At 45.0% G+C, this 17,812-nt stretch carries 13 protein-coding genes; 10 read left to right on the top strand and 3 right to left on the bottom strand.

Going from position 1 to position 17,812, the window contains the following annotated elements; genetic code table 11:
- Nucleotides 1–39 precede the first annotated feature (39 nt).
- Nucleotides 40–1,329, bottom strand: coding sequence for a citrate synthase (locus OQJ75_RS00065; RefSeq protein WP_248372365.1), 1,290 nt, complete (start codon nt 1,327–1,329; stop codon nt 40–42).
- A gap of 417 nt (nt 1,330–1,746) precedes the next feature.
- On the opposite strand from OQJ75_RS00065, the gene sdhC reads away from it, so the two are divergent.
- From sdhC to sucD, 8 genes are all read left to right on the top strand, one after another.
- On the top strand, nt 1,747–2,139 hold the full coding sequence (sdhC, locus tag OQJ75_RS00060) for a succinate dehydrogenase cytochrome b556 subunit (protein ID WP_248372363.1): 393 nt from the start codon (nt 1,747–1,749) through the stop codon (nt 2,137–2,139).
- Nucleotides 2,133–2,480, top strand: a complete 348-nt coding sequence (gene sdhD / locus OQJ75_RS00055) for a succinate dehydrogenase, hydrophobic membrane anchor protein (protein ID WP_265970437.1) — start codon at nt 2,133–2,135, stop codon at nt 2,478–2,480. The genes sdhC and sdhD overlap by 7 nt, the downstream gene beginning before the upstream one ends.
- Nucleotides 2,481–4,247 (top strand): succinate dehydrogenase flavoprotein subunit, encoded by a 1,767-nt coding sequence (gene sdhA, locus OQJ75_RS00050; RefSeq protein ID WP_010436771.1) that lies wholly within the window; start codon nt 2,481–2,483, stop codon nt 4,245–4,247. It abuts the gene before it with no gap.
- A gap of 12 nt (nt 4,248–4,259) precedes the next feature.
- Nucleotides 4,260–4,973 carry a succinate dehydrogenase iron-sulfur subunit gene (locus OQJ75_RS00045; RefSeq protein ID WP_010436773.1) on the top strand — a complete coding sequence of 238 codons (714 nt, stop codon included), beginning with the start codon at nt 4,260–4,262 and terminating at the stop codon, nt 4,971–4,973.
- Between the two features lie 97 nt (nt 4,974–5,070).
- The gene (sucA, locus tag OQJ75_RS00040; protein WP_017061946.1) at nt 5,071–7,887 is read left to right on the top strand and encodes a 2-oxoglutarate dehydrogenase E1 component; all 2,817 of its coding nucleotides are present in this window, start codon (nt 5,071–5,073) and stop codon (nt 7,885–7,887) included.
- A gap of 21 nt (nt 7,888–7,908) precedes the next feature.
- Nucleotides 7,909–9,117 carry a 2-oxoglutarate dehydrogenase complex dihydrolipoyllysine-residue succinyltransferase gene (gene odhB, locus OQJ75_RS00035; RefSeq protein WP_017056410.1) on the top strand — a complete coding sequence of 403 codons (1,209 nt, stop codon included), beginning with the start codon at nt 7,909–7,911 and terminating at the stop codon, nt 9,115–9,117.
- 206 nt (nt 9,118–9,323) lie between these two features.
- Complete coding sequence (sucC, locus tag OQJ75_RS00030; protein WP_010436793.1) at nt 9,324–10,490, top strand: ADP-forming succinate--CoA ligase subunit beta; 1,167 nt, start codon at nt 9,324–9,326, stop codon at nt 10,488–10,490.
- Nucleotides 10,490–11,362 carry a succinate--CoA ligase subunit alpha gene (sucD, locus tag OQJ75_RS00025; RefSeq protein WP_004734209.1) on the top strand — a complete coding sequence of 291 codons (873 nt, stop codon included), beginning with the start codon at nt 10,490–10,492 and terminating at the stop codon, nt 11,360–11,362. Before sucC ends, sucD begins: the two co-directional genes overlap by 1 nt.
- A gap of 142 nt (nt 11,363–11,504) precedes the next feature.
- On the opposite strand, the gene znuB is transcribed toward sucD, so the two are convergent.
- Nucleotides 11,505–12,290 carry a zinc ABC transporter permease subunit ZnuB gene (gene znuB / locus OQJ75_RS00020; RefSeq protein WP_017630651.1) on the bottom strand — a complete coding sequence of 262 codons (786 nt, stop codon included), beginning with the start codon at nt 12,288–12,290 and terminating at the stop codon, nt 11,505–11,507.
- Nucleotides 12,290–13,072 carry a zinc ABC transporter ATP-binding protein ZnuC gene (gene znuC / locus OQJ75_RS00015; RefSeq protein WP_248372361.1) on the bottom strand — a complete coding sequence of 261 codons (783 nt, stop codon included), beginning with the start codon at nt 13,070–13,072 and terminating at the stop codon, nt 12,290–12,292. Before znuC ends, znuB begins: the two co-directional genes overlap by 1 nt.
- 83 nt (nt 13,073–13,155) lie before the next feature.
- Here znuC and znuA point away from each other — a divergent pair, with 83 nt between their 5' ends.
- Nucleotides 13,156–14,046 carry a zinc ABC transporter substrate-binding protein ZnuA gene (gene znuA, locus OQJ75_RS00010; protein ID WP_265970436.1) on the top strand — a complete coding sequence of 297 codons (891 nt, stop codon included), beginning with the start codon at nt 13,156–13,158 and terminating at the stop codon, nt 14,044–14,046.
- A gap of 246 nt (nt 14,047–14,292) precedes the next feature.
- Nucleotides 14,293–17,676, top strand: coding sequence for an AraC family transcriptional regulator (locus OQJ75_RS00005; RefSeq protein ID WP_265970435.1), 3,384 nt, complete (start codon nt 14,293–14,295; stop codon nt 17,674–17,676).
- The last annotated feature ends 136 nt before the right edge of the window (nt 17,677–17,812 follow it).

Raw genomic sequence — 17,812 nt, 5'->3', positions numbered from 1 at the left:
CCTTTTTGGTTTTAATCGATTAGAAAAGTCTAAACTTTACTATTCGCGCTCGTGTAGAGCTTGGAAATCACGCTGTTCTTCACCAGTGTACAACTGACGAGGACGACCGATACGGTTCGTTGGATCGCTGTGCATTTCGTTCCAGTGCGCAATCCAACCGATGGTACGAGACATCGCGAAGATTACAGTAAACATAGATACTGGAATACCGATTGCTTTCAGAATGATACCTGAGTAGAAATCTACGTTCGGATATAGCTTCTTAGAAACAAAGTACTCATCAGAAAGAGCGATACGCTCAAGTTCCATAGCTACGTCTAGTAGTGGGTCTTGGATGTTTAGCTCTTTAAGTACTTCGTGACACGCTTCGCGCATTACTGTTGCACGTGGATCGTAGTTCTTGTAAACACGGTGACCGAAGCCCATCAAACGGAATGGGTCATCTTTGTCTTTTGCTTTCGCAACGTATTCTTCAATGTTATCTACGCTACCGATCTCTTCAAGCATGCGCAGACAAGCTTCGTTTGCACCGCCGTGAGCTGGGCCCCAAAGTGATGCGATACCTGCTGCGATACACGCAAACGGGTTAGCACCAGATGAACCAGCAAGACGCACTGTAGACGTAGAAGCGTTCTGTTCGTGGTCAGCATGTAGAGTGAAAATCTTATCCATTGCACGAGCGACGATAGGGTTCACTTCATACTCTTCACATGGGTTTGCAAACATCATGTGTAAGAAGTTTTCTGCGTAGCCTAGGTCGTTACGTGGGTAGATAAACGGCTGACCGATTGAATATTTGTAACACATTGCAGCTAGTGTTGGCATTTTTGAAATCAGGCGGTATGCCGCAATTTCACGGTGTGTATCGTTGTTGACATCAAGTGAGTCGTGGTAAAACGCCGCTAGAGCGCCTACAACACCACACATTACAGCCATAGGGTGAGCGTCACGGCGGAAGCCGTGGAAGAAACTAGCGATTTGCTCATGCACCATAGTGTGACGTGTCACGGTAGTCTTGAACTTTTCGTACTCAGCTCGAGATGGGGCTTCACCGTAAAGAAGTATATAACATACTTCTAAGTAATCAGCGTTATTGGCAAGTTGGTCAATTGGATAACCACGATGTAAAAGAATACCTTTTCCACCGTCAATAAAAGTGATTTGAGACTCACAGGATGCAGTGGCAAGAAAACCAGGGTCAAAAGTGAAAAAACCATTAGAACCTAGTGTACGAACATCGATCACTGGAGTACCAAGTACACCTTCTGTAATCGGCAGCTCGATTGGCGCTTGACCTTCAATGTGAAGGGTAGCTTTCTTATCCGCCATAACAATCTCCTTTGTTTATTATTTAATCCGTCCAGGATGTTTATGTGCCATTTTTTTACTGGTCTTACGTGGGAAAGTCAATTTTTCTGAAGCTTTGTGTGCACTTGTTAGTGTTTTTTACATTAAATTCGTTAAAAATCTGGTCTGTGTAGCATTATTTGTTACATCAATTGTATTAGAATGTTGCCAGCCGTATAGTGGCGCTGAAAAGTTTGGTTAAAACCTTATAAATGCAAGGCTAAGAAGGAATGTGAGGTGTCTTTCTTAATCGAGCTGTTAACAATTATTTTACAATTATCTAAGGCTCAACTTCAGTTATTTGTTAAGTTAATGTTAAATTTTGAAGGTTTGCAATCAAATTTTGTCCATAACAATATCATAAGGTTATTTAATGACCATAATGCTCAATGGAGCTGAGTGAGCAAGCCCGTGAAAGAAAGAAAGACAAGACCTGTTAATTTAGATTTACAGACCATCCACTTTCCAATCACAGCAATAGCTTCCATCCTACACCGTGTGTCTGGGGTGATAACTTTTGTCGCGATTGGAATTTTGCTTTGGTTACTATCCACTTCCCTCTCATCCCCAGTAGGCTTTGCCGAAGCTAGCGACATTGTCGACGGTTTCTTCGTGAAGTTTATCCTGTGGGGCATTTTAACCGCTTTGGCTTACCACATTGCTGGTGGTATTCGTCACCTTCTTATGGACCTTGGTCACTTTGAAGAGCTGGAATCTGGCGCTAAGAGCGCTAAGGTTGCATTCGCAGCAACAGCGGTATTGTCTCTACTAGCGGGGATCTTAGTATGGTAAACAACGTTTCTACTTTTGGTCGTAATGGTGTCCACGATTATCTATTGATTCGTGCAACTGCCATCATTATGACGCTTTACACTATCTACTTAGTTAGCTTCTGTGCTTTCTCTGGTGATATCTCTTACGCATCTTGGACGCAATTCTTTGGTGGAACCTTCACTAAAGTTTTCACCATGTTAGCGCTTACTTCTGTTTTGGTTCACGCGTGGATCGGCCTATGGCAAGTACTAACTGACTACATCAAATGCGCAAAATTGCGTGTTGGTCTTCAAGTCGGTGTTGTTGCAGTTCTTCTTGGATATTTTTTCTCTGGTCTGTTTATTATGTGGGGTGCGTAAGTGACTATTCCTGTTCGTGAGTTTGATGCCGTAGTTATCGGCGCTGGTGGTGCAGGTATGCGTGCCGCACTGCAAATTTCTGAGCAAGGCCTATCTTGTGCATTGCTTTCTAAAGTTTTCCCTACTCGTTCTCATACGGTTTCGGCACAAGGCGGCATCACTGTTGCTCTTGGTAACGCGCACGAAGACCATTGGGAACAACACATGTACGACACCGTTAAAGGTTCTGATTACATCGGTGACCAAGACGCTATCGAATACATGTGTAAAAACGGTCCTGAGTCGGTAATCGAACTTGAAAAAATGGGCCTGCCTTTCTCTCGTTTCGAGAACGGCACTATTTACCAACGTCCGTTTGGTGGTCAATCTAAAAACTTTGGTGGTGAGCAAGCGGCTCGTACCGCAGCTGCAGCCGACCGTACTGGTCACGCACTGCTTCACACGCTTTACCAACAAAACATTAAGCACAAAACGACGGTTTTCTCTGAGTGGTATGCACTGGATCTTGTTAAGAATGAAGACGGTGCAATCTTAGGTACAACCGCGCTTTGTATGGAAACGGGCGAAGTTTGCTACTTCAAAGCGAAGGCAACAATCCTTGCTACTGGCGGTGCTGGTCGTATCTACGCTTCTACAACTAACGCACACATCAACACTGGTGACGGTGTTGGTATGGCAATTCGTGCTGGCGTTCCTATGCAAGACATCGAAATGTGGCAGTTCCACCCAACGGGTATCGCTGGCGCAGGTGTATTGGTAACGGAAGGTTGTCGTGGTGAAGGTGGTTATCTTCTCAATAAAGACGGCGAACGCTTCATGGAACGTTACGCACCAAACGCTAAAGACTTAGCGGGTCGTGATGTTGTTGCTCGTTCAATGATGGTTGAAATCCGTGAAGGTCGCGGCTGCGATGGCCCTTGGGGTCCACACATCAAGCTGAAGCTTGATCACCTAGGTAAAGAGACACTTGAATCTCGTCTTCCTGGTGTATGTGAACTTTCTCGTACCTTCGCTCACGTTGATCCAGTGAAAGAGCCAATCCCAGTAATCCCTACATGTCACTACATGATGGGTGGTGTTCCAACACAAGTTTCTGGTCAAGCTATTAAGCAAACCGAAGACGGCAGCGATGTTGAAATCCAGGGTCTATTTGCTTGTGGTGAAATCGCATCAGTATCAGTACATGGTGCCAACCGTCTAGGTGGTAACTCACTGCTTGATTTGGTGGTATTTGGTCGTGCGACAGGTCTACACCTAGGTGAGACACTGAAGAAGCAAGAGGAAGCTAAACCAGCAACTGAAGCTGACATTGAGCGTTCTCTAGAGCGTTACAACCGTTGGGAAAACAGTACAGACGGCGAAGACCCAGCACAAATTCGTAAAGATCTTCAGCAATGTATGCAGAACAACTTCTCGGTATTCCGTGAAGGCAAAGCAATGGCTGAAGGCTTAGAAGAACTAAAAGTGATTCGCGAGCGTCTGAAGAATGCACACCTATCTGATAAGTCTACAGAGTTCAACACACAACGTATTGAGTGTCTAGAGCTTGAAAACTTGATGGAAACGGCATTCGCAACAGCGGTTGCTGCAAACTTCCGTACAGAGAGCCGTGGCGCACACGCTCGATTCGATTTCCCTGACCGTGATGATGAGCAATGGCTATGCCACTCTCTTTACAATCCAGAGTCAGAGAGCATGACTAAGCGTGGTGTAAACATGGAACCTATTCATCGTGAAGCGTTCCCACCAAAAGCACGTACGTACTAAGGAGATATGACCATGAAACTGAATTTCTCTTTATACCGTTACAATCCAGATGTCGACCAGAAGCCTTATATGAAGGAATACACCCTAGAGGTGGATGAAGGTTCAGACATGATGCTTTTGGACGCGCTTATTCTGTTGAAAGAGCAAGATCCAACAATCTCATTCCGTCGCTCATGCCGTGAAGGTGTATGTGGCTCGGATGGTTTGAACATGAACGGTAAAAATGGCCTAGCGTGTATCACGCCATTGTCTGCGCTTTCTGGCCAAGACAAAATTGTGATTCGCCCACTACCTGGCTTACCCGTTGTTCGTGACCTGATTGTAGACATGACTCAGTTCTACGATAACTACGAAAAAGTGAAGCCATTCTTAGTGTCTGATGGCAATGTGCCACCGGCTCGTGAAAACTTACAAAGCCCTGATGAGCGTGCTCATTTAGATGGTTTGTATGAATGTATCATGTGTGCATGTTGTACAACGTCATGCCCATCGTTCTGGTGGAACCCTGACAAATTCATCGGACCAGCAGGCTTGCTTGCAGCGTACCGTTGGCTAATTGATAGCCGAGATACAGCGACAGACGAACGTTTGTCCGATCTTGATGATGCATTTAGCGTTTTTCGTTGCCATGGCATCATGAATTGTGTAAGTGTTTGTCCTAAGGGATTAAATCCGACGAAAGCGATTGGTCACATCAAGACCATGCTAGTGAATCGTTCGGTTTAAGTTATATAAAAATTGCCGCCCTAGAAGTTTTGGGGCGGCCTTTTAATAGCTCGGCATAGACCGCAGCAAACGTGAAAACTACTGGTTAAGGGAAAATATGCACAACGGCGTGATGAAGGCATGGCTCGAGTCTTCACACTTGGCTGGCGCCAATGCAACGTACGTAGAAGAACTCTATGAACTGTATCTAAGTGACCCAGATTCGGTAAGTGACGAATGGAGAAGTGTTTTTGAAGAACTGCCTGTGCAAGCTTCAGAGACAGTGGAACAACCACACTCTCGTGTTCGTGAATACTTCCGTCGACTCGCTCAAGAAACAAAGCATTACAGTGTCCAAGTTAGTGATCCAGATGTCGATGCGAAACAAGTAAAGGTTCTGCAACTTATTAATGCCTATCGATTCCGAGGGCATCAAGCAGCAAATCTAGACCCCCTAGGTTTATGGAAAAGAGCGACAGTTGATGAACTGGACCCTTCTTTCCACACTCTTACCGAAGATGACCTCAATGAGACGTTTAACGTCGGCTCTTACGCCATTGGCCAAGAGACGATGGTGCTTAAAGATCTCTACAAATCTCTAAAGCAAACTTATTGTGGCTCTATTGGTGCTGAATACATGCACATGACAAATACAGAGCAAAAGCGTTGGATCCAACAACGTTTAGAGTCTGTATCTGGTCAACCCTCTTTCAACAAAGAAGAAAAGCAAGCTTTCCTAGAAGAGCTAACTGCTGCTGAAGGTCTTGAGCGCTATCTTGGTGCTAAATTCCCAGGCGCAAAACGCTTCTCGTTGGAAGGTGGTGATGCTCTTATCCCAATGACGAAAGAAATTATTCGTCATGCTGGTGGACAAGGCATGCGTGAAGTTGTTGTTGGTATGGCTCACCGTGGTCGTCTAAACATGTTGGTCAACGTGCTTGGTAAAAAGCCACAAGACCTGTTTGACGAGTTTGCCGGCAAGCACGATGACACGTGGGGTACTGGTGATGTGAAATACCACCAAGGTTTCTCTGCGGACTTCGCAACGCCAGGTGGCAACGTTCACTTAGCACTAGCATTTAACCCATCTCACTTAGAAATCGTCAACCCGGTAGTTATCGGTTCCGTACGTGCACGTCAAGATCGCCTTGGTGATAATGACGGTAGCCGTGTACTTCCTATTACTATCCACGGTGACTCAGCTATCGCAGGTCAGGGTGTAGTTCAAGAGACGTTTAATATGTCTCAAGCTCGTGGTTTCTGTGTCGGTGGTACGGTTCGTATCGTTGTAAACAACCAAGTTGGTTTTACAACATCTAACCCACGCGATACTCGTTCTACGATGTACTGTACTGATATCGCGAAGATGGTTCAGGCTCCGATTTTCCACGTTAACTCTGATGATCCAGAAGCGGTTGCATTCGTTGCGCGTCTTGCATTGGATTACCGTAATACGTTTAAGCGTGATGTTGTTATTGATTTGGTTTGTTACCGTCGCCACGGTCACAACGAAGCCGATGAGCCGAATGCAACACAGCCTTTGATGTACCAAAAAATCAAGAAGCACCCAACACCACGTAAGCTTTACGCTGACGTGCTAATGGAGCGCGGTGAGTTTGGTATTGATACAGCAACTCAGCTAGTTAACGAATATCGTGATGCACTTGATCATGGTGAAGTTGTGGTTAAAGAGTGGCGCCCAATGGCACTTCACTCTGTGGACTGGTCTCCTTACCTAGGTCACGACTGGAACATCGAATGGGATAACAAGATTGATATCGAGCGCCTGAAAGAGCTTGGTACCAAACTTTGCCAATACCCAGACAGCCATAAGCTGCAAAGCCGAGTAAATAAACTGTACAACGATCGTACTGCCATGGTGAATGGTGAGAAACAAGTCGATTGGGGTATGGCTGAAACTTTGGCTTACGCAACACTTGTTGATGACGGTAAGCGTATTCGTATCTCAGGCCAAGATTCAGGTCGTGGTACGTTCTTCCACCGTCACTCAGTATTGCACAATCAATCAGATGCAAGCACGTATGTTCCTCTTGCGAACATTCACGATAAACAAGGGCCTTTCCAAGTGTTTGATTCTGTGTTATCTGAAGAAGCGGTACTCGCATTTGAGTATGGTTATGCAACAGCAGAGCCAAGCGGTCTAACCCTTTGGGAAGCACAATTTGGTGACTTCGCAAACGGTGCACAAGTTGTTATCGACCAATTCATTTCATCAGGTGAGCAAAAGTGGGCACGTCTATGTGGTTTAACTATGCTGCTTCCTCACGGTTATGAAGGCCAAGGCCCAGAGCACTCTTCTGCACGTCTTGAGCGTTACCTTCAGTTATGTGCTGAACAAAATATGCAGGTTGTTGTTCCTTCAACACCGGCACAGGTTTACCACATGATTCGCCGTCAGGTTGTTCGACCAATGCGTCGTCCACTGATTGTAATGTCACCTAAGTCATTGCTTCGTCACCCTCTGTGTACTTCTTCTCTTGAAGATTTGGCAGAAGGCACGTTCCAACCAGCTATCGCAGAAATTGATGATCTGGCTCCTGAGAACGTAAAACGCGTCGTGTTCTGTTCAGGTAAGGTTTACTTTGACCTGCTTGACCAAAGACGTAAGAACGAGCAAGACGATGTCGCTATTGTACGTATTGAGCAACTTTACCCGTTCCCTTATGAGGACGTGAGAGCTGCCATCGCACAGTACACAAATGTAGTCGATTACGTTTGGTGTCAAGAAGAGCCTCAAAACCAAGGTGCTTGGTACAGTAGCCAACATAATTTCCGAGCTGCTATCCCAGTGGGTGCTGATATTCAATACGCAGGTCGTCCTGCATCAGCATCACCAGCTGTTGGCTATATGTCGGTACACTTGAAACAACAAAAAGCGTTAGTTGACGACGCTTTGACCCTACTTAAGAACTAGAAGTAAAAGGAAAATACGCACATGACAATTGAAATTCTGGTTCCAGATTTACCTGAATCTGTGGCTGATGCGACAGTTGCTACTTGGCACAAAAAACCGGGCGAAGCGGTTGCACGTGATGAAGTCATTGTAGATATCGAAACAGATAAAGTAGTTCTAGAAGTACCGGCTCCTGAAGCGGGTGTTCTGGAAGCTATCATCGAAGAAGAGGGTGCTACGGTACTTTCTAAACAGCTTCTGGCTAAAATCAAGCCGGGTGCTGTCGCTGGTGAACCAACGAAAGACACCACTGAAGATACAGAAGCATCTCCTGATAAGCGCCATAAAGCTGCGCTAACAGAAGAGAACAACGACGCATTAAGCCCAGCTGTTCGTCGTCTGCTTGCAGAGCACAACCTACAACCAGCTGACGTTAAAGGCACTGGTGTTGGTGGTCGTATTACTCGTGAAGACATCGACGCACACCTAGCAGCAGCGAAAGCGGCTCCGGCAGCAGCATCTGCACCAGCAGTTGAAGCGCCAGCAGCGGCTCGTAGCCAAAAACGCGTGCCTATGACTCGCCTACGTAAGACAGTTGCAAACCGTCTTCTAGAAGCGAAGAACAGCACAGCAATGCTGACTACTTTCAACGAAGTGAACATGAAGCCAATCATGGACCTTCGTAAGCAGTACAAAGACCAATTCGAGAAGCGTCACGACACGCGTCTGGGCTTCATGTCTTTCTACGTGAAAGCAGTAACAGAAGCGCTAAAACGTTTCCCAGAAGTGAACGCTTCTATCGATGGTACAGATATCGTTTACCACAACTACTTCGACATCAGCATGGCAGTATCAACGCCACGTGGTCTAGTAACTCCAGTACTGAAAGACTGTGACACACTAGGTTTCGCTGACATTGAAAAAGGCATCAAAGAGCTAGCAATCAAAGGCCGTGACGGTAAGCTAACTGTTGATGAACTGATGGGCGGTAACTTCACTATCACAAACGGTGGTGTATTTGGTTCTCTAATGTCTACGCCAATCATCAACCCGCCTCAAGCGGCAATTTTGGGTATGCACAAAATCCAAGATCGTCCAATGGCAGTTGATGGCAAGGTAGAGATTCTACCAATGATGTACCTAGCGCTTTCTTACGACCACCGTCTAATCGATGGCCGTGAATCAGTTGGCTTCCTAGTGACCATCAAAGAGCTACTAGAAGATCCTGCACGTCTGCTATTAGACGTTTAGTATCGCTAAAACGTCTAGTTAGCCCAGTTAGCTAGACGTAAAAAGTTTCAAAGGCTAGGCTGCTCAACGTCTGGCCTTCACTTGAACTGTAAAGCCATTAGAAAATGGACAGCAGTTGATTTGAGAAGACCCTACAGACGTAACACAGGAAACTGTGTCGTTATGGAAATAATAATCCCTTAAGGGAAAATAAACGGAATATCAAAATGAATTTGCATGAATACCAAGCCAAACAGCTGTTTGCAGAATTCGGTTTGCCTGTACCAGAAGGTTTCGCATGTGATACTGCACAAGAAGCTTTCGAAGCTGCAGGTCGTATCAGTACAGCCAAGAAAGTCGTTAAGTGTCAAGTACACGCTGGTGGTCGCGGTAAAGCGGGCGGCGTAGAGCTACATGATACGAAAGAAGGCGTTAAAGAGTTTGCACAAAAGTGGCTAGGCAAAAACCTAGTAACTTACCAAACAGACGCTAATGGTCAGCCTGTAACAAAGATCCTAGTTGAAGAAGCATCGAACATTGCTAACGAGCTTTACCTAGGTGCTGTTGTTGACCGTGCAACGCGCAAAATTGTATTCATGGCGTCAACTGAAGGCGGTGTGGACATTGAGAAAATCGCTGAAGAAACTCCAGAGTTGATTCACCAATCAGCGATCGATCCTCTAGTGGGCCCTCAAGCTTACCAAGGCCGTGAACTTGCGTTCAAACTTGGTCTAGTTGGCGATCAAATTAAACAGTTCGTTAAGATCTTCATGGGTCTTGGCCAAATGTTCTCTCAGTACGACCTAGCTCTACTAGAAATCAACCCGCTTGTAATTACTGGCGAAGGCAACCTGCTTTGTCTAGACGGCAAGATCAACATCGACTCAAACGCGATGTACCGTCAGCCTAAACTACGTGAAATGCACGATCCATCTCAAGAAGATGAGCGCGAAGCACACGCAGCACAATGGGAACTGAACTACGTAGCACTAGATGGCAACGTTGGCTGTATGGTTAACGGTGCAGGCCTTGCGATGGGTACGATGGATATCGTAAACCTGCACGGCGGCAAGCCAGCAAACTTCCTTGATGTAGGCGGCGGCGCGACAAAAGAACGTGTAGCTGAAGCATTCAAGATCATCCTTTCTGATGACAATGTTAAAGCAGTACTAGTAAACATCTTCGGTGGCATCGTTCGTTGTGACATGATCGCTGAAGGTATTATCGGTGCGGTTAAAGAAGTTGGCGTAACAGTTCCTGTAGTTGTTCGTCTAGAAGGTACCAACGCAGACCTAGGTCGCGAAGTACTTGCTAATTCTGATGTTGATATCATTGCAGCTGAATCTCTAACAGATGCTGCTCAGAAAGTTGTTGCTGCTGCGGAGGCTAAATAATGTCTGTATTAATTAACAAAGACACTAAAGTAATCTGTCAGGGTTTCACTGGCGGTCAAGGTACATTCCACTCAGACCAAGCTATCGCATACGGTACGCAAATGGTTGGTGGTGTTTCACCTGGTAAAGGTGGTCAAACTCACCTAGGCCTTCCAGTATTCAACACAGTACGCGAAGCAGTCGAAGTAACTGGCGCAACAGCAACAGTTATCTACGTACCAGCTCCTTTCTGTAAAGATGCAATCCTAGAAGCGATTGATGCAGGTATCGAACTGATCGTAACGATCACTGAAGGTATCCCTACAACAGATATGATCGACGTTAAAGTGAAGCTAGAAGAAACTGGCGTTCGCATGATCGGTCCTAACTGTCCAGGTCTTATCACTCCAGACGAGTGTAAGATTGGTATCATGCCTGGTCATATCCACAAGAAGGGTAAAGTAGGTATCGTATCTCGCAGCGGTACTCTGACGTACGAAGCAGTTAAGCAAACAACAGATGAAGGCTTTGGTCAGTCTACATGTGTTGGTATCGGTGGTGATCCAATTCCAGGTTCAAACTTCATTGATATCCTAAAACTTTTCCAAGAAGACCCAGAGACTGAAGCAATCGTAATGATTGGTGAAATCGGTGGTACTGCGGAAGAAGAAGCGGCTGAGTTCATCAAAGCGAACGTAACTAAGCCAGTTGTTTCTTACATCGCTGGTGTTACGGCTCCTCCGGGTAAACGTATGGGCCACGCAGGCGCAATCATTTCTGGTGGTAAAGGTACTGCTGAAGATAAATTCGCAGCACTAGAAGCAGCAGGTGTTAAGACAGTTAAGTCTCTTGCTGACATCGGTAAAGGCCTACGTGAAATCACAGGTTGGTAATCAGCTAACTTTTATCGAGAGAGATAGAAGCTAACTGAACGATATTAAAAAGGCTTGGTCATTATTGACCAAGCCTTTTTTATGTTCTTGAGATACGAGATACGAGATACGAGATACGAGATACGAGATACGAATCGTATGACTACGCTCGGGTCTTCACCATTTGAGATAGCATAAACATCGCAGCTGCACTGATAACCACAGAAGGGCCTGCAGGCGTGTCATAGAACCAAGACAAGCTTAATCCACCGAATACAGAGATAGAGCCAATAATCGATGCGAGGAATGCCATCTGCTCAGGTGTATTGGAGAACTTTCTTGCTGTTGCTGCAGGAATAATCAGTAGCGATGTCATAATCAACGCACCCACAAATTTCATACCGACAGCAATCACGATACCAACAAGCAGCATCAAAATAAGACGCATTAAATCAATGTTGATGCCGTCAACAGCCGCGAGATCTTCGTTAACGGTTGTTGATAATAGTGGTCGCCAAAAGATAGCCAGTACCAATCCTATCACTGCAGCACCCGCATAGATGAATACTAAATCAGTCGGAGATACCGCCAGCAAGTCACCAAATAGGTAGCTCATCAGATCAACACGAACATTATCTAAGAAGCTGACAGCAACCAAACCAAGTGATAGTGCACTGTGCGCCAAAATCCCGAGTAGGGTATCGGTCGCGACCAGTTTTTGTTTTTGTAATGTCACGAGCAACACTGCCAGCATCAAACAACAGATCAGTAACGCAAAGTACAAGTTAATGTTGAACAGGAAACCAAGCGCTAAGCCCATTAGAGAGGCGTGTGCAAGGGTGTCACCAAAGTAAGCCATCTTGCGCCACACCACGAACGAACCCAGTGGGCCAGCAATAAGAGCAATGCCTAAGCCTGCAAGAATAGAAGGTAGAAGAAACTCAAGCATTAGTGGTGATGTCCGTGTTTATGGTTGGAGCAGTCGTGCACATCCCCGGAAACTGGCTTGCCTGCCAAGTCATGGTGATGGTGGTCATGTTGGTGGTGGTAGAAAGCTAAGCTCTCTTGAACCGCAGTTCCAAATAGCGCGATATAAGAAGGGTGATGTTTAATATCAGCCGGTGCGCCAGAACAGCAGATGTGATGGTGCAAACAGATCACATCGTCTGTTTTTGCCATCACTAAGTGTAAGTCGTGTGAAACCATAAACACAGCGCAACCAAAGCGGTGACGGATGGAGTCGATCAGGTCGTAAAGATCGATTTGGCCTTGTACATCAACACCTTGTGCGGGCTCATCAAGAACGAGCAGATCGGGTCTTTTCAATAGAGAGCGAGCGATCAGCACGCGTTGGTTTTCGCCACCAGACAGTTGGTGCATGTTACTTTTCATCAGGTGTTCAGCGCCCACTAGCATCAAAGATTCTAGAATTTCTTGTTTGCTGAATTTTCCTGTGAGCTTAAGAAAACGCTCTACATTAAGAGGTAGAGAGTCGTTCAGCTTTAGCTTTTGAGGAACATAACCAATTTTTAGTTTTTTTGATTTGGTGATCTTTCCGGAATATTTGTGTTGGAGCCCTAGTAGTACCTTAACTAAGGTTGATTTTCCCGCGCCATTTGGCCCAATTAGGGTAGTGATTCTGCCACGCTCTAAATTTAGAGAGATGTTGTCTAAAACTTTTCGACCGTCAAATTCGACGCTCACAGAATCTAGTTGGATTAAGTTATCCATGAATAGAACTCATTTGCAATTCGCTAATGTTATAATGTAACATTTACCTCAAGCCTAAGCTACTTTTCTATTATCGAGGGATTATGTCACGTTCATCTTTTATACTTGCTACTTTGCTTTTAGCGCCAAGTGTTGCAAGTGCCAATACTATTTTAACAAGTTTTAAACCAATTCAAATGATTGTGACGGAATTAACGCAAGGCGTTAGTGAACCGGATGTGTTGATGAACAGCAATGCTTCGCCGCACGATTATGCGCTCAAACCGTCGGATGTCAAAAAAGTTCACAGTGCAGATATGGTGGTTTGGTTCGGTCCTGATCTAGAAGCTTTCTTAACTAAGGTGATTGGTTCAAAAGAGAACGTTATCCAGATCAGTGAGATCCCTGACATTAATTTGCGAGAGTTCGGACACGAAGAGCATGACCACGATGCACATGAAGGCCACAACCACGGTAGCCATGACCCGCATTTTTGGTTAGGTATCGATCAAGTTGAAGTAGCCGCAAAATACATCTCAGCTAAGTTAATTGAATCTGACCCAGACAACGCGATGGCGTACCAAGAGAATCTAGATTCATTCCTGATTACATTGAAAGAGAAGCAACAGTCTATTCGAGAGCAACTAGCACCTGTGAAAGACAACGGTTACTACGTTTTTCATGATGCGTATGGTTACTTTGAGCAAGAGTTTGAACTAAATAACTTAGGTCATTTTACTGTGAGTCCAGAGCGTAAGCCTGGTGCAAAAAGCCTGATCGCCATTAAGAAAACAATAGTACGTGAAAACGTTCAATGTGTGTTTTCTGAGCCTCAATTTACACCCGCTGTGATTGAGTCAGTGACGCGCGGAAGTAACGCGAAGCAAGGTCAACTGGATCCAATCGGCTCAACGGTTGAAGTGAAGAGCGGAAGTTATTTTGATTTTCTTCAGCAACTTACGGACAGCTACACAAGTTGCTTAAGCGGGGAATAAGTCATAACGAGTATTCTTTACTCTACTTTGCTCTCGTTAATTTATGAATCATGCCGCTTTTTGCGGCATTTTCGTGACCGCTAAGATAAAACCTCCCAACAAATAACAAACCTCCTTTCTCCTTTTCTAATTTCCGCTAAAATAGAAAGATAATAATAAGCACAAAAAAACTCAGTTTTTGGTCAAGCAACATAAGATGTTGTGGTGACCAAAATTTCATGCTTTGTTGCTGTTCAGGATTAAGAGTTGTATCGAATTATCTTCAAAATGTTCATGTTAATGAGCATTTCATTTAGCGTTCTAGCGGTAAATACATCACCCTCCGTTTTCTATCCTTTGCCCGTTCAAGCTCAGGGGAATTTTCTTGCGGCCAAAAACTTGTATTTAGGTGTGGGAGGCGGGCTCTGGGTTCATGATGTACATGGAAAAGTACTCTTTTACGATGGCCGAACTCTATTCCCTCGAAAGGGTAGCTTACTGCAATTTTCTTCAGAAAGAGTTGCGTTTCTGAACGATGAGTTTTGGACATTTTTCGATAACGAGGTGTATCGACACAACCCTGGAATTGGCAACGAATTGGCGTTTAGCCTAAGTCCCGGCGCTGAAATAACCAATATCGGTGCATCAGGCGATTATATTTGGGTCACTGACGGCAGTAATTTCTATACCTACAACACTCAATCTCTAGAATTTAACACTTACTCTCTACTCAAGCTGTACCGGTACAATAACAGCAGCGACATTGCGATTAACGACGCGGAATGGGTATTGTCAAAGTGGGTTCTGGCGACCAGTTCTGGGGTTTACCTTTCAGAGAATCAAGAGTTTACTCATGTCACAGCATCAGAAAAAAATCATATCGAGACAGTTTACTTTTCGAATGCTCGGCGTGAGTTAGTGATTGGTACCTTAAATGGTGCTGTGATTATTGATCTCGCGAACCCAGATAAAGAGACCATCGTTAAAGGGTCGCATGTGCTCTCACTGGCCGAAACTTCGGACCAGTATTGGATTGGTACAGAGCACGGCCTTATTAGCTACAACTTTATTACGGGTCACATTACGCGATTCGAACAAGCGACTAACCAAGACTTCTCGTTACCGGGTGAGAAAATATACTCATTGATAAATGACCACGCTGGTGGCATGTGGGTGGCGACCAACAATGGTATTCGGTACTTTTCACTGTTCAGTAAGACATTCTCAAGAACACCATTAACCGGAATGGGGATGCACTCGAGCAGTGTGGTGATCAACAAAGTGCAACCTGTTAGTGACCAGGTATCTTGGGTTGCGTCCTCAATGGGGCTTTACTTGGTTGACTCTGAAAGTGAAGAGAATCCAATTCGTGTTTACCCTAACCCTGTTAATGATTTTGAGATCTTTGGTTCTTCCATTTGGTTGGCGACCGAAGAAGGCATCATTAGTCTAAATACGGAAACGCTACAACCTGAAGCCCTTGATTTACCACGGCTGATTGAGGGAGTGCACGTTGAGAACCTTGCGCTTCAGGCTGATAACGTTCTTTGGATGACCTCTGGGCAAAACCTGTATTCGTTATCTATCGAAACCATGAAACTGACGAGTTATGGCACTGACTGGTTAGTCGACAAGTTCTTGCCAGCGAAGATCACCGCTCTCAATGTAGGCTTGCTAGGTCGCATCTATATAGGAACAGACCATGGTTTCTACTCGTTCATTGATAAACGAATTAGCTTTAGTCGTTCAAGCGAACGGTTTGGCAAAGTCGTCGATATTGAAAAAGCGAAGGATGGAGCGCAGTGGTTTGCGAGCAGTTATGGCGTGTATCGAATCCCTTATGACAGCTCTATTATTCAAGAGGTCACGCTTGTTGAAGACAATATTAGCCCAAATTGCTTAATAAGCGATGACAATGGTGTGTGGTTAGGTTCTTCGAAAGGTATCAGCTATTACGGACTGGATGGGCAACTGCATAAACATATCGGTTCACCATTTGGCTTGATCACCAATGAACTAGCGGCAGGGGCATGTGCCTTGTTTGACAGCGAAGGCAGCCAATCTACGAGGCTTATTTTTGGATCAAAGTATGGCGTAGTCAGTGCGTTATCTGATGAGTTATTGGTATCAACAACACCTCATAGTCGAGCATTACTGAGTAAGATCAGTGTTGATCAGCAAACCGTATCACTTGGTGGCAAGACAGCTGATTTGGATGAAATCCTTTATGGTTCATCTATGAGTTTTAAGTTGGGTATCCTACCTGCGACGTTTGCCCCCGCGATGGAGTATCGCCTGAGCGACGATGAACCTTGGAGTGAATTTGAAGGAGGCTTGTTAACGCTCGACCATCTTCTTCCGGGGGACTATACACTGGAAGTTAAACCCGTTAAGGACTCGCATTATCGCTTTGTGTCAACGAATCAAAGCTTCTCAATCGCTGAGCCTTGGTATCTGACTAATTGGGCTGCCGCAAGCTCTCTGGTGCTGTTGATTGGTGTCGTGACTATCTTGGTCTTTTGGCGTTCGCGTTATGTCACTTTTGCCAATAGACACCTAAAAGCGCAAGTTGCATTAAAAACCGATCAACTGAGGCACCAAAGTCGCATTCTGTTGACGACCAATCAACAGCTTAAAAAGCAGCTATCAGTTAAGAGTGCGCTTGTATCGCACACAGCAAATGAACTCTCATCTGAAGTTAATCATATTGCTGCGATGCTCCCGAATTGGAATGATGAGAAAGGCAAGTCGCCAATCTTAACGCTGAAAAATGGCTTGGCTCAATTGAGCAATACACCTCAAGGAGAAGGGAAGGTCAGTTACGATATAATTTTGATCTTAGAAGCGGTACTCAAAGCTTGGCAAGATGATTTAGCCAAAGCAGGTATTGAACTGGATATTAGAGTTGATACCAAACAACGATACGTATCCTTGCTGTATTTTAATCTCGATATTATTTTCAACAACTTGGTTGCGAGCATCATCAAGAGAAACTTTAAGTCACAAAGCATGGTGGTTCTGGTTGAAGAAGTGAAGGAGCATCTTGTCGTTACGATTCGAGATCATGGGATGCCTTTCCCTAAATTGGCATCAAGCATGAGTGAAAATACCGGAAAATCGACTGATCTAAATATCGAAAAATTACCTCTATTGATGAATCAGAGTGGTGGTGAGCTGAACGCGTTTGTTTCTGACTATCAAAATAAGGTTCAGCTTTCGTGGCCGATTGAATATCAAGTGCTGGATAATCTGGAAGCCAGCACAATTGAGCAGATTGAAACCATTAAACTTGCCGCTTCAACGCCAGAGCAACAAAGGTTGAGTGCTGAACAAGAGTGGAAAAACAGAGTGTCGCAGCTTGTGAGCGAAAACTACGCCGATGCAGAGTTCAGTACTGCAACTGCTGCTAAGTACTTGTTCATGTCAGAGAGAAGCTTACAGAGACGCTTTAAATCGGCTTATAACAAAACCTTTAAAGAGCACTTGAATGAAGTGCGTTTAGAGCATGCGTGCGAGCGGTTACTTGCGGGAGAGAAGATCTCAGACGTCGCGTTTGATTCTGGTTTTAATGACCCTTCCTATTTCAGTCAAAGGTTTAAGCACCATTTTGGTATGTCGCCATCTAAGTTTGCTGAAAACAGCGAAGAGTAGTGAGCTGCGGATTTACTCTACGTCCACATAGATAAAGATACTCTAAGCCTCGACATTCGTGTTGGGGCTTTTTTATGCTTCTACGAGATACGAGATACGAGATACGAGATACGAGATACGAGATACGAGATACGAG

The sequence above is a fragment of the Vibrio sp. 14G-20 genome, assembly GCF_026241515.1.
Taxonomy (GTDB): domain Bacteria; phylum Pseudomonadota; class Gammaproteobacteria; order Enterobacterales; family Vibrionaceae; genus Vibrio.
The sequence above is the reverse complement of the archived record's forward strand: the minus strand, read 5'-3'. Positions and strand labels throughout refer to the sequence as shown.

Excerpts from the sequence above, each read along its gene's own strand:
- OQJ75_RS00065 (WP_248372365.1), bottom strand. The coding sequence starts at position 1,329 with ATGGCGGATAAGAAAGCTACCCTTCACATTGAAGGTCAAGCGCCAATC.
- sdhD (WP_265970437.1), top strand. The coding sequence starts at position 2,133 with ATGGTAAACAACGTTTCTACTTTTGGTCGTAATGGTGTCCACGATTAT.
- OQJ75_RS00045 (WP_010436773.1), top strand. The coding sequence starts at position 4,260 with ATGAAACTGAATTTCTCTTTATACCGTTACAATCCAGATGTCGACCAG.
- sucA (WP_017061946.1), top strand. The coding sequence starts at position 5,071 with ATGCACAACGGCGTGATGAAGGCATGGCTCGAGTCTTCACACTTGGCT.
- odhB (WP_017056410.1), top strand. The coding sequence starts at position 7,909 with ATGACAATTGAAATTCTGGTTCCAGATTTACCTGAATCTGTGGCTGAT.
- sucC (WP_010436793.1), top strand. The coding sequence starts at position 9,324 with ATGAATTTGCATGAATACCAAGCCAAACAGCTGTTTGCAGAATTCGGT.
- sucD (WP_004734209.1), top strand. The coding sequence starts at position 10,490 with ATGTCTGTATTAATTAACAAAGACACTAAAGTAATCTGTCAGGGTTTC.
- znuB (WP_017630651.1), bottom strand. The coding sequence starts at position 12,290 with ATGCTTGAGTTTCTTCTACCTTCTATTCTTGCAGGCTTAGGCATTGCT.
- znuC (WP_248372361.1), bottom strand. The coding sequence starts at position 13,072 with ATGGATAACTTAATCCAACTAGATTCTGTGAGCGTCGAATTTGACGGT.
- znuA (WP_265970436.1), top strand. The coding sequence starts at position 13,156 with ATGTCACGTTCATCTTTTATACTTGCTACTTTGCTTTTAGCGCCAAGT.